This is a genomic window from Azospirillum sp. B506 (genome assembly GCF_000333595.1).
GTDB lineage: Bacteria > Pseudomonadota > Alphaproteobacteria > Azospirillales > Azospirillaceae > Azospirillum.
In genome coordinates, this window is the sequence record NZ_BADK01000922.1 from 1 (window position 1) to 12,206 (window position 12,206).

At 71.4% G+C, this 12,206-nt stretch carries 10 protein-coding genes; 1 reads left to right on the forward strand and 9 read right to left on the reverse strand.

Going from position 1 to position 12,206, the window contains the following annotated elements:
• Nucleotides 1-121: 121 nt before the first annotated feature.
• From I71_RS28495 to I71_RS28510, 4 genes are read right to left on the reverse strand one after another with little or no spacing between them, the layout of a single operon-like run.
• Nucleotides 122-862 carry a nucleotidyltransferase family protein gene (locus I71_RS28495; protein WP_042702209.1) on the reverse strand — a complete coding sequence of 247 codons (741 nt, stop codon included), beginning with the start codon at nt 860-862 and terminating at the stop codon, nt 122-124.
• Nucleotide 863: 1 nt separating this feature from the next.
• Nucleotides 864-1,892 (reverse strand): aminoglycoside phosphotransferase family protein, encoded by a 1,029-nt coding sequence (locus I71_RS28500; protein WP_042702212.1) that lies wholly within the window; start codon nt 1,890-1,892, stop codon nt 864-866.
• Complete coding sequence (gene tsaE, locus I71_RS28505; protein ID WP_042702215.1) at nt 1,892-2,374, reverse strand: tRNA (adenosine(37)-N6)-threonylcarbamoyltransferase complex ATPase subunit type 1 TsaE; 483 nt, start codon at nt 2,372-2,374, stop codon at nt 1,892-1,894. The genes I71_RS28500 and tsaE overlap by 1 nt, the downstream gene beginning before the upstream one ends.
• A 57-nt stretch (nt 2,375-2,431) precedes the next feature.
• Nucleotides 2,432-2,863, reverse strand: a complete 432-nt coding sequence (locus I71_RS28510) for a hypothetical protein (protein WP_042702218.1) — start codon at nt 2,861-2,863, stop codon at nt 2,432-2,434.
• A gap of 310 nt (nt 2,864-3,173) precedes the next feature.
• Between I71_RS28510 and I71_RS28515 the strand changes: the two genes are divergently transcribed.
• Nucleotides 3,174-4,211, forward strand: a complete 1,038-nt coding sequence (locus tag I71_RS28515; RefSeq protein ID WP_042702221.1) for an NAD(P)/FAD-dependent oxidoreductase — start codon at nt 3,174-3,176, stop codon at nt 4,209-4,211.
• A 34-nt stretch (nt 4,212-4,245) separates the two neighbouring features.
• Here the strand turns inward: I71_RS28515 and I71_RS28520 are convergent, their stop codons facing one another.
• The 5 genes from I71_RS28520 to coaBC all read right to left on the reverse strand — a co-directional run.
• Nucleotides 4,246-6,546: a PAS domain-containing sensor histidine kinase gene (locus I71_RS28520; protein ID WP_244434108.1), complete on the reverse strand. Its 2,301-nt coding sequence runs from the start codon at nt 6,544-6,546 to the stop codon at nt 4,246-4,248.
• A gap of 175 nt (nt 6,547-6,721) precedes the next feature.
• Nucleotides 6,722-7,519 carry a response regulator gene (locus I71_RS40725; protein ID WP_049976379.1) on the reverse strand — a complete coding sequence of 266 codons (798 nt, stop codon included), beginning with the start codon at nt 7,517-7,519 and terminating at the stop codon, nt 6,722-6,724.
• Between the two features lie 171 nt (nt 7,520-7,690).
• Nucleotides 7,691-10,693, reverse strand: coding sequence for a hybrid sensor histidine kinase/response regulator (locus I71_RS35330; RefSeq protein ID WP_244434109.1), 3,003 nt, complete (start codon nt 10,691-10,693; stop codon nt 7,691-7,693).
• Between the two features lie 153 nt (nt 10,694-10,846).
• Nucleotides 10,847-11,302, reverse strand: coding sequence for a dUTP diphosphatase (gene dut, locus I71_RS28530; RefSeq protein ID WP_042702223.1), 456 nt, complete (start codon nt 11,300-11,302; stop codon nt 10,847-10,849).
• Nucleotides 11,303-11,345: 43 nt separating this feature from the next.
• Nucleotides 11,346-12,206 (reverse strand): bifunctional phosphopantothenoylcysteine decarboxylase/phosphopantothenate--cysteine ligase CoaBC (coaBC, locus tag I71_RS28535; protein WP_042702230.1); only part of this gene is annotated, 861 nt, incomplete at its 5' end.

The window sequence follows — 12,206 nt, forward strand, 5'->3', positions numbered from 1 at the left end:
CCGCCAGCATGTCGACGAAGGGCGCGCCCGCGGGGATGCTGAAGACTTTGGGGTGGGTCATGGGCCTGCGATCGGTTCCGGGTATGGGCGACGTCCTATTGAATATAGGCGAACACCGCCCTCAATGCGCCACCGCCCGCATGCCGCCGATGGCCAGCAGCTCCTCGGCCTCTTTCAGCCCGGCCGGGGTGCCGATGTGGAACCACAGCCCGTCATGGGCAAGGCCGAACAGCCGGCCCGCCGCCTGGGCGCGGTCCCAGATCAGGTTGGTGGAGAAGGCGCCGTCCGGCGTGTCCGCCGCGAACAGCTCCGGCTTGACGATCTGCAGCCCGGCATAGACGAAGGGCGCCAGTTCGCGCTCGCCCCGGCGGGTCAGGCCGCCCAGCGGGTCCATGTGATAGTCGCCGAGTCCGTCATAGCCGACCGACCGGGTCGTCGCCATCAGCAGCAGCAGCGCATCCATCTCCGCCGGGTTCCAATGGGCGGCCAGCCGGCGCAGGGCCGGGACCGGCCCGTCCAGCCAGAAGATGTCGGCGTTCACCGTATAGACCGGCGCGGTGCCGAGATGGGGCAGGGCCTTCTTCACCCCGCCGCCGGTCTCCAGCAGCCTGTCCTCCGGCGACAGGGTGATGGCCGGGGCCGTCCGGTCCTTCAGATGCTCGCCGATCATGGCGCCGAGATAGTGGCTGTTCACCACCGCGCGGCCGACGCCGGCTTCGGCCAGCCGGTCCAGCGCATGGTCGAGCATCGGCTTGCCCAGCACCGGGATCAGCGGCTTCGGCCTGTGGTCGGTCAGCGGGCGCATGCGCAGGCCCTGGCCAGCGGCCAACACCATTGCGGTCTGGGGAATGGTCACGCTCATCTCAGATCGTCTCCGGAACGACCAAGGCGGCACGGGCCTCGGGCGGCAGATGGTGGTCGAACCAGGCGGCGACCGGCGCCAGCGCCGGCTTCGCCAGCTGGGCCTCCAGCAGGCGCCAGACCCGCGGCAGATGGACGAGGTATGACCGCCGCCCCTGGCTCAGCGCCAGACGGACGAAAATGGCGACGATCCGCGTGTGGCGCACCGCCCCCAGCACCGCCATGGCGCGGTGGAAAGCGGCGGCATCGCAGTCGGGGAAAGCGGCGAGATAGCGCGCGACCATCGCCTCGGCCAGAGCGGGCGCCACGTCGCGCCGGGCATCCTCCAGCAGCGAGACCAGATCGTAGGCCCGCGGTCCCCAGCCGGCGCTCTGGAAGTCGATCAGCCCGGCGGCCTTCACCCCCGGCCGCGCCAGCCGCATCAGGTTGTCGACATGGTAGTCGCGCAGCAGAAGCGACGGCGCACCGGCGCAGACCGGCTCCAGAACCGCCCGCCAAGCCGTATCGAAAGCGGAACGATCCTGTTCACTCAGGGGCCGTCCCAGCGCCACCGGCATATAGGCATCGAGGAACAGCCGGGTCTGCGCGATGAACAGGTCCGGATCGTAGACGGGCAGCGCGAGCCGCTCCGCCGTTTCCGCTGTCCAGCCGTGGTGGATGGTGACCAGCGCGTCGGTCGCCATCTCATAGAGTGGCTGTGGATCGGCACCGTCGGCGAGCAGGCGCGAGAATGTTTCGTTTCCGAAATCCTCCTGTATCGCCAGCCCACGTTCCACATCCGATGCGATCACGCCGGGAACGGACAGGCCAAGGGCGGCCAGTTCGGCGCCGATGGCGATGAAGGGGACGAGGTCTTCGGCCGGGGCCGGGGTGTCGACCAGGATCAGCGTGGCGCCATCGGCCTTGCGCAGGCGCTCGTAGCGCCGGGCGGAGGCATCGCCGGCCAGTGGCTCCCGCACGGCATCTGACAGACCGTTGGCGGCCAGGAAGGCGACGATCTCCGCTTCCCGCGCCTGAGACACGACCGTCATCACAGCGTCCAGCCGGCGGCGGCAACCCGTGCCGCCAGCCTGCCATGGCCGGTCAGCGTGGCGCGGCGGGCGTCCGGGCCGTCATGCTCCATCATCACCTCGACCCGGTCGGGCGGCAGCAGCGGACCCAGCCGGTCCGGCCATTCGACCAGCGCCACGGCGTCCACCCGCGCATCGTCCCAGCCCAGCTCATACACCTCGTCCGGCCCCGACAGCCGGTAGAGGTCGAAATGCCAGACCGGACCGATGGCGGTGTCGTAGGTCTGCACCAGGGTGAAGGTGGGGGACGGCACCTCGGCATCCGCGTGGGTGACGCTGCGGATCAGGGCGCGCGACAGCGCCGACTTGCCGGCGCCAAGGTCGCCGCGCAGGGCCACGAGGTCGCCGGGCCGCAGCATGGCGCCCAGCCGGCGGCCCAGCGCCGCGGTGGCGGTCTCGTCCGGCAGTGGCAGGACGACCGTATGGAGGGGAGTGTCCGACATGGCGCGGATACTGTGCGAAGCCGCCGCCCGCCCGCAAGCCGGAAAGAAGGGTGGGTGCTACCGGCCGACCCGCCGCTTGGGCGACAGCCGGTCGGCGGTTCCCGATCCCGGCGCTTCCGCCGCGGCGGTGTTCACCACCAGCCGCGGCGCCTTGTTGAAGTTCATGGTGATCATCAGCGTCAGTGCGCCGTTGATCAGGTGCAGGATCTTGTCTGACGCCACCGGCAGGGGGATGCGCCGGCCCATGCAATAGCCGACCAGCGCCGCCGTCACCTCGGTATCGGGCAGGGCCAGCTCGGTCACCGAGCCGTCGTCGTCGGTGACGGTCAGGCGGGTTTCGATGCCCTCCGGCTCCGACCCCTCATGACGATGATAGACGACCTTGGAGACGGTGCCGGTCGGCAGGGTGTCCTTCACCCGGCGCCGGCGATCCAGCACGGCCCGCACGACCTCCTGGTCGGTGAAGACCAGACAGCGAAGTTCCTTCATTCCGGGCCTCCACCCGACTGGCGTCCGGACCGGCCTCCGGGCTGTCGATCCCGGCCATCCGCCGCACCTCTCCACTGTCTGCCTTGCACTCTCCGGTGCGCAATCGACAAATTTAAGCGAATTTATGCAAAATTGTAAAATCGCAGGTCCTGCTACGGCCATGCCGAAACCATGGGCCGGTCACCCGTGCGGCACAGAACCGCCTTCCCCTTGCTGGGGGTTGACCCGGCCGGCAAATGCGGACAATGGAAGGGTTCGCCGTCCCTCTCCCATCCTCGCTCCCGGCACCCGTCTCAAGGAATTGGCTTTCATGTCGCAGACCGCATCCAGCAACGATGTCCTCACCACCGATGTCGTCATCGTCGGCGCCGGCCCCGTCGGGCTGTTTGCCGTGTTCGAATGCGGCATGCTGAAGATGCGCTGCCATGTGGTGGACGCGCTGGACATGGTGGGTGGCCAGTGCACCGCGCTCTACCCGGAAAAGCCGATCTACGACATCCCGGCCCACCCCTCGATCGAGGCGGCCGACCTGATCGACCGGCTGGCCGAGCAGGCGGCCCCCTTCTCGCCCACCTATCATCTGGGCCAGCAGGTGGAAAAGCTGACCCGCCAGGACAGCGGGCGCTGGCTGGTGGAGACCAGCATCGGCACGAAGATCGACGCCCAGGCGGTCGTCATCGCCGCCGGCAGCGGCGCCTTCGGTCCCAACCGCCCGCCGCTCGACGGGCTGGAGGCCTATGAGGGCAAGTCGGTCTTCTACATGGTGCGCCGCCGCCAGGAGTTCGCCGGCAAGAAGGTGGTGATCGCCGGCGGCGGCGACAGCGCGGTCGACTGGGCGCTGTCGCTCTCCGACATCGCCGAGCGCGTCTATGTCGTCCACCGCCGCCCGAAATTCCGTGCCGCCCCGGAGAGCGTCGCCCGCATGGACGCCCTGGTGCGCGAGGGACGGATCGAGATGGTGGTGCCCTACCAGCTCTCCGGCCTGGAGGGCGGGAACGGCCAGCTGACCGCCGTGCGCGTCGCCACGCTTGACGGCGAGGAAAAGGCGCTGCCGGCCGACGCCATGCTCGCCTTCTTCGGCCTGTCGATGAATCTCGGCCCGATCGCCGACTGGGGGCTGGATCTGGAGCGCAGCCACATCGCGGTGGCCCAGCCCGGCTGCGCCACCAACGTGCCGGGCGTCTTCGCCATCGGCGACATCGCCACATATCCCGGCAAGCTGAAGCTGATCCTCTGCGGCTTCGCCGAGGCCGCGCAAGCCGCCCACGCCATCCGCCCGCTGGTCTATCCCGGCGAGGCGCTGCACTTCGAGTATTCCACCTCGAAGGGCGTGCCCGGCGCGGCCTGACCGGCCCGTTTCCCGGTGTCGCGGCGGTGAGGGTCTACTCCGCCCTCACCCCGTTCGCCGGGGCCCGCACCGGCATGATGCAGCGGACATGGGCGCTGCGGTACACCCCGGCCGCGCCGGTCTCGTCCAGTTCCAGCCGGCCGCCATGCAGTTCCACCACGTTGCGGGCCAGCGAGACGCCCAGCGCCGCCGCTCCCTGCGGGTCGGCGTCGGGCGCCGCCGCGCCGCTGACCGACAGGGTGATGCTGCCGTTCAGCCGCTCGCCGGCAAGCCGGATACGGCGGTCGGGCGGCGGGTTGCGGATGGCGCCCACCACCAGCGTGAACAGTGCCTGTTTCAGCCGCTTGCCGTCGCCCTCCATTTCGCCCAGTGCCGCGGGGGCCACCACCTCCAACCGCAGCCCTTCGCGCCGCGCCCAGTCGCGGGTCAGCCCGGCCACCGAGTCGAGCAGGTCGGGCAGGCTGACCGCGCCGCGCTCCAGCGTGGTGACGCCGGCGCCCAGGCTGGTCAGGTCGACCACGTCGTCGATCAGTTCCAGCAGGCGCTGGCCGGCCGCCAGCATGCTGCGCACATACTCCATCTGCCGGGCGTTCAGCTCGCCGAAATACTGGTTCGCCAGCACCTCGGCGAAGCCGATGATGCCGTTCAGCGGCGTGCGCAGATGGTGGGAGACATTGGCAATGAACTCGCTCTTCAGCTGGTCCGCGGCTTCCAGCGCCGCGTTGGAGGCGCGCAGCGCCGTCTCCAGCCGGGCGCCGTCGGTGACGTCGAGATAGCTGTTCAGCACCGCCCCGTCCGGCAGCGGCAGGGTGGAGAACTCCACCACCGACCCGTCGCTGCGCTCGACCCGGCCGGAGCGGACGCTGCGCTCCAGCGTGGCGCCGATCAGCTCCTCCTTCACCGCCTCCCAGCTGGCGGCCTCGCCCGGCCTGTCGGCAACCTTGTCCGCCCCTTTATCCGCCCCCTTGTCCACTGGCGCGATTTCCAGCAGCGGGCGCATGCGTTCGATGACGTCGGCGATGTGCGGTTCGCCATGCAGGTCGCCGTCCGCCAGATCCCAGATGCGGGCGAAGGCCGGGTTGGACAGTTTCAGCCGGCCGTCGCCGCCGAACACGGCGATGCCCTCCGCCAGATTGTCCAGTGTCTCCTGCTGCACCGCCATCAGCGTGTTGTAGGAGGATTCCAGCGCCAGCGTGTTGGTGACGTCCTCCAGGATGGTGATCAGCCCGCCCTGCGGATGCGGCGCCGCCAGATGGCGCAGCGTGGTGCCGTCCGGCAGATGCAGCATTTCCTCCACCGGCTCGACCAGATGGGTGTAGCGGGTCAGCCGCTCGCGCTTGAAGGTCTGGTAGTCGGCATATTCCGGCAGGCGGCGGCGGGCGCGCAGCTCCTCCAGCAGTTCGGCGTTGGTCGGCTCGCTGCGCAGCCACGCCTCGTCCAGGTCCCACAGCCGGGCGTAGGCCTGGTTGAAGAAGGTCAGGCGGGTGTCGGGGCCGAAGATGGCGATGGCGGTGCCCAGCCGTTCCAGCACCTCGGCATGGGCGGTGAGATGGCGGATCAGCTCGCCGCGCAGTTCCTCCAGCGGGGTCAGGTCCAGCGCATAGCCGACCACCAGCGTGCCGCCGCCGTCGGTCAGCGGCAACGGCGCCTCCGTCACCTCAAGCAGGCGGCGTTCGGTGCCGATCACCACCGGCGCCCGCTCGGACTGGGCGAAGCCGCCGCTGCGCGCCCGTTCCGCCAGCGCCCGACCGGCGGCGGTCAGTTCCCGCCCCTCCGCCACCACCGTGTCGGGATCGCCGTCCACGGCACGGGCATAGGCGCGGTTGCACCAGGACAGCCGTAACGAGCGGTCGCGCATCCACACCGGCACCGGCAGGGCGTCGGCCAACGCCTGCAGATCGGCAAGGCGGGAGCGGGCGGCGCCGGCCGCCAGTTCCTGGCGCTGCGTGGCGTGGCTGGCGGCGGTCACATCCTCGATCCACACCACGTCGCAATGCGTATCGCCGGCCCGTCCGCGCCGGCCGGTCAGAACCAGCCTGCGCCCGTCACGCCCTGTCGCCTCGCAGCGGAAGGGTTCGCCGTCGCGGCGCAGGCGGGACAGGGCTGGGGCCAGGTCCGGCGCGCTCACGGCGCCGACGAGCGCATCCGCGCTGGAAACGCCCAGCAGGGCCGCCGCCTCGTCCGACAGGGCGCCGCCGTCGCCCTGGTCGGTCCAGGCGCACCAGGGCTGCGGCGTCGCGGCCAGCATCGCCCGCAAACGGTCACGGTCTGCGGCGGCGTGATCGGCTTGGCGCCGGGTTTCCTTGTTCCAAAAGAAGCCAGCGAGACCGACCACGCTTTCCACCCCCGCGACGGCCGGGGCTTGGCAACCGCCCGGCGGAATCTGTCGAAATGAATCAATATGGGCAGAGTAGTTCAGCCATTTCCCACCGACAAGCCAACACCCGTCCGCCTTGCGCCTTTTCGAGATGTCGCTCGCGTCCAGGTAGATATCGCTCCGGCACGTCCGGTTACGCCATGGTCTCTTCCGGGCTGGGCACCGTCTCTTTCGTGTGGCGCAGCGCGCGAATCGCCTTTTCGACCTCCGGGAAGGCCGCGGCCATCGCGCCGGCATGGCGGTCCAGCTCGGCGTCGCGCCCTTCGAGGATGGCGCGTTCCAGCGCGGTGCAGGCGGCGGCCAGCGCCCGCGCCCCGGCGGTCCGCGCCGCACCGGCGGCGGAATGGGCGGCGGCCCGCGCCTCCTCCCTGTCGCCGGTGTCGAGCGCCTGCCGCACCCGCTCCAGGGTCGGGCGCGTCGTCTCGACGAAGAAGTCCATCATGTCGAGCGTGCCGTCATCCAGACCGCCATCCTCCGGCCCGCCGAAGGTCTCGCGCACATGGTCGAGGTCGAGCACCGGCAGCAGCTCCTCCACCGGGGCCAGGGAGGCCGGAGCCTGCGTATCGGGGGTTGGGCCGGCCTCCAGCCAGCGGGCGAGCACGCGGGAAAGCTGCGCCAGGGTCACCGGTTTGGCGAGGTAATCGTCCATGCCGGCGGCCAGGCAGCGCTCCCTCTCGCCGGACAGGGCGTTGGCGGTCATGGCGACGATTGGGGTGTGCCGCTGCCCGCCGGCTTCCTCCTCCCGGATGTGGCGGGCCAACTCGTAGCCGTCCATCCTCGGCATGTGGCAGTCGGTGACGACCAGCCGGTGCCGGCCGGCGCGCCATGCCGCCAGCGCCTTTTCCCCGTCGGCCGCCAGTTCCGCCGCATAGCCCAGCCGGCGCAGCTGGCGCAGGACGACCTGCTGGTTGGTCGGATTGTCCTCCGCCACCAGGATGGGGCCCAGGGCTGAGCGCTCCGCCGCCCGTTCCGGCGCCCGCTCCGCCGGACCAGTGGTGGCATCTTACGCACCGGACCGGGCCGGCGGCGGGCAAGGGGCCGGAAGGACGGTTGCCGTAGATCTCCGGTTCGGCACGGCCGGTCAGGAGGGCGGCGGTGCGGATCAGGGCGGCGCGGTGGACCGGCTGGACCAGCCCCGCCATATTGCCCTGCCGGAGGGGGTGTGGGGGGAGGCGACCACACCGCCGCCCGCTCCGCCGCCCGCCCCGCCGCCCAGCGCCCGACCGTCGCCCAGCAGAAGCCGCGGCAGCCCGGGGGCGCAGGCGCCGGCCAGCGGCTCCAGCCGTCCGGCCAGCGCCGTGCTGGTCACCAGCAGCGCGAGACCGCCGCGCCCCAGCCTTGACACGGCATCGGCCACGGAGGCGGCGGCCGTCACCGTCGCGCCGCCCTGTTCCAGATAGCCGGCCAGAACCGTGCGCTGAACCTCGTCCTCGTCGGCGACCAGCACCGACAGGCCGGACAACGGCGTCGATGGCGGCGTCGATGGCTCGCCCGGTGCGGCGGACAGGCCGGTGGCGGGCAGGCCGGCAGGATCGTCCTCCGTGGCGCGCGGCAGAGCCACGGTGAACCAGAAGGTCGATCCCTGGCCGGGCACCGAAGAGACGCCGATGCGTCCGCCCATCCGTTCGACCAGCCGCGTGCAGATCGCCAGCCCCAGACCGGTGCCGCCGAAGCGGCGGGTGGTGGAGCTGTCGGCCTGGCTGAAGGGCTGGAACAGCCGGGCCTGTCCGTCCGGCCCGATGCCGATGCCGGTGTCCTCCACCGCGACATGCAGGCGGACAGGGTCCGCTCCTGCCGGGCCGGCATCCGCATCCGCATCGGCTTCGGCCGGGGCGGCATGGACGCGCAGCACCACCCGGCCGCGGTCGGTGAATTTGATGGCGTTGCCGGTCAGGTTGAACAGGATCTGCCGCAGCCGGCCGGAGTCGCCGCGCAGCCGGTCCGGCACCGACCGGTCGATGGCGCAGATCAGCGCCAGACCCTTCTGGTGGGCCTGGGGCGCCAGAAGGTCGGCCACCCCCTCCACCAGATCGGCCGGGCGCAGGTCCAGCTCCTCCAGCTCCAGCTTTCCCGCTTCGATCTTCGACAGATCCAGGATGTCGTCGATGATCCGCAGCAGAGCGGCCCCGCTGTCGCGCATGGTCGAGACCAGCGTCCGCTGCTCCTCGTCGAGCGGCGTCAGCGCCATCAGCTCCAGCATGCCGAGCACGCCGTTCATCGGCGTGCGGATCTCGTGGCTCATCGTCGCCAGGAATTCGGCCTTGGAGCGGGCGGCGATCTCGGCCTGCTCCTTGGCGCTGCGCAGCGCCTCCTCAGCCTGCTTGCGCGCGGTGATGTCGGTGCTCCAGGCCAGCACCGCCGGCTCGCCCTCGAAGCTGGTGCGCTGGAGGGTCCGCAACGCCCAGACCCGGCTGCCGTCCGGGCGGTCCACCGCCACCTCGGCATCGCGCAGCAGCACGCCGCCGGTTTCGGCCTCCGGCCTTGGGCCGGTTTCGGCCTCCGGCCTTGGGCCGGTTTCGGCCTCCGGCCTTGGGCCGGTTTCGGCCTCCGGCCTTGGGCCGGTTTCGGCCTCCGGCCTTGGGCCGGTTTCGGCCTCCGGCCCCGGCATCGCCGAAGGGCAGGGAGAGGCGCCGCCGGGCAGGGCCGGCACGGGACGGCTGCCGACGAATTCGTCCAGCGGCCGGCCGGCCAGTTCGGCGGCGCGGGCGTTGGCGAAGGCGACGGTGCCGTCGGCACGGCCGATGGACACGCCGACCGGGCTCTGCTCCAGGATGGTGCGCAGCCGCCGCTCGCCGTCGGCCAGCGCGCCTTCGCGGGCGCGGATGGTGGTGACGAAATAGGCCAGCGCCCGGGCCATCTCGCCGATCTCGTCGCGGCTGCCGGCCGGAGTGGTGGCGGGCAGGTCCAGATCGGGCATCGGACCTGAAACGGAACCTGACAGGCCGGCCGCCTCCGCCGCCTCGACCGCCTGCATGGCGCTGCGCAGCCTGCGCAGCCGCGCCACCACGTTGCGGTGGATGTAGGCGAAGATGGCGGCGGCCCCCAGGATCGACAGCACGGCCATGGCGATCACCGCCCGTTCGCCGTCGCGGATCACCCGCTCGAACTCGCCGGAGCGGTGGGCGACATCCTGCTCCACCGCCAGGAAATAGGCGGAGACGATGCCGACCAGCTGGTCGGAAACCGCCTGGTTGCGGGCGGCGGACCGCTTGATCGCCCGCTGCAGCGACAACTCCGTCTCGCGCAGCGCGAACAGGGGGGCGCGGCCGAAGGCCTGCTCCGTCAGCTCGCGCTGCAATGGCTCCAGCCGGGCTGCCTGTTCGGCCGGCAGCAGGGCCAGTGCCTCGGCGGCTTTGTTCAGCGCGGTGCGGATGTCGGCCTGGAAATGGTCCAGCGGGGTGTCGCGGTCGGCCCGCAGCGCCGCCAGCAGCGTGGTCGCCGCTCCGGTCAGCTCGCGGCGCCAGCGCTCCAGCGCCTCGTGGGTGCGCTCCGCCGCCTCTGCATCGGGCAGGCCGGCGCGCAGCTGCATGTGCCAGGAGCCTTCGGCCTCCCGCGATTCGGCCGTTCCCAACCGTCCGGTCAGGGCGGCCAGCGCTTGGGCGCGGGCACTGGTTTCCGCGGTCAGCGCCAGTTGCTGGCTGACCTGTGCGTTCAGGGTCAGCAGCGTGCCGACCAGCTCGTTCTTGCGGCGGTCCAGCTCGCCCAGATCCGCTCTGCTGCTTTCGGCGCGGCTGCCGTCGGTTCTGTCGTTGTCCGTTTTGCCGTCGTCCGTTTTGCCGACGGCCCGGTTGGCAAAGCGCACGCCGCCGCCATGGGCGATCAGCCGGGCCATCAGCTGTTCCAGCCGGACGATCTCGTCGCCCATCCGCACCATCACCGCCTCGCGGGCGGTCTGATCCTGGGCGGCGACCAGGGCGGGGGCGATGGCGGCGACGGCGCCGCTCTGCTGCACCAGCTGGGCGGCGGCGACCAGCCCCGGCACCTTGGCGGTGGCGATCTGCTCATACCCCTGGTGGAAGCGCGAGAACAGCGAGACGGCGACACCGCCGGTTGCCGCGGCCAACCCGGCGATCACCGTCAACCCCGCCAGAATGCGGAACGCCACGCTCCGCCCCAGGTTGCGTCCCAGCTTGCGTCCCAGGTTCCGCCGGGGACTCCGCATGCCCACCCCCTCGCCTGACGCCGATCCTTACCCCGATCGGCGTAGGGATCATGCCATAGAAAGCGGGGCGGGGGTGGGTGAAGTCTGGCCCTGTCCTCAGGCCACCCCGGTCGACCCGAAGCCGCCCGCGCCGCGTGCCGTCTCGTCCAGCGAGGCGACCTCGACCAGCACCGCCCGGGGCGCCTCGGCGATCACCGCCTGGGCGATGCGGTCGCCGCGGGCGATGGTGAAGGGCTCTTCGCCCAGATTGATCAGGCAGACGCCGACCGGCCCGCGGTAATCGCAATCGACGGTGCCCGGCGTGTTCAGCACCGTGACGCCGTTCTTCACCGCCAGCCCGGAGCGCGGCCGGATCTGCATCTCCCAGCCCGCCGGCAGCCCGACCGCAAAGCCGGTCTGCACCAGCACCCGCTTGCCGGGAGCCAGGGTGACCGGGGCGTCGGCAGGCACCGCGGCGCGCAGGTCGAACCCGGCGGCCCCCTCGGTGGCGTAGGAGGGCAGCGGCAGATCGTCGTTGCCGGGCAGGCGGAGGAAGGCGACGGTGGGAGACATGGATGGTTCCGTTGGTTGAGGGGGAGCGGCGTCCGCGTAGACGCTACTTCGCCTTGAAATGCCCGTTGAAATGCTCTGCCACCGCCTCGGCCAGCCGGGCGGCGACGGCGTCCTTGGTCATGGTCGGCCAGGACTCGGTCCCATCGGCGCGGATCAGATGGACGGTGTTGTCGCTGCCGCCGAAGGTGCCGGTGCCGGGAGAGACGTCGTTGGCGACGATCCAGTCGCAGCCCTTGCGGGCGCGCTTGGCGGTGGCATAGGCCAGCACGTCGCCGGTCTCCGCCGCGAAGCCGATCACCAGCGCCGGGCGTTGCCCGCCGGGGCGGGACAGGGTGGCGAGGATGTCGGGATTCTCGGTCAGGGCCAGGGCCGGCGGGCCGCCGCCGTCCTTCTTCAGCTTGCGGTCGCCGGCTCCCTCGACGCGCCAGTCCGCCACCGCGGCGGCGCAGACGGCGATGTCGGCCGGCAGGGCCGCTTCGCAGGCCGCCAGCATCTCGCGCGCCGTCTCGATATGGACGACGCTGCAGCCGGCCGGGTCGGGCAGGCGGGTCGGACCGCTGACCAGCGTCACCTCGGCCCCCAGCCTGGCCAGCGCCGCGGCGATGGCGTGCCCCTGCTTGCCGGACGAGCGGTTGGCGATGTAGCGCACCGGGTCGATCGGCTCGTGGGTCGGGCCGCTGGTGACGATGGCGCGGCGACCGGCCAGAGGCCGGCAGGTCTCCTCCGCGAAGAGGCCGGCGATGGCGTCGATGATCTCCATCGGCTCGGCCATGCGGCCGGGGCCGTATTCGTTGCAGGCCATCACCCCGTCGTTGGGGCCGATCCGCCGCACGCCGCGGCTTTCCAGCAGCGCCATGTTCGCCTGGGTCGCGGCGTGCTGGCACATGCGCACATTCATTGCGGG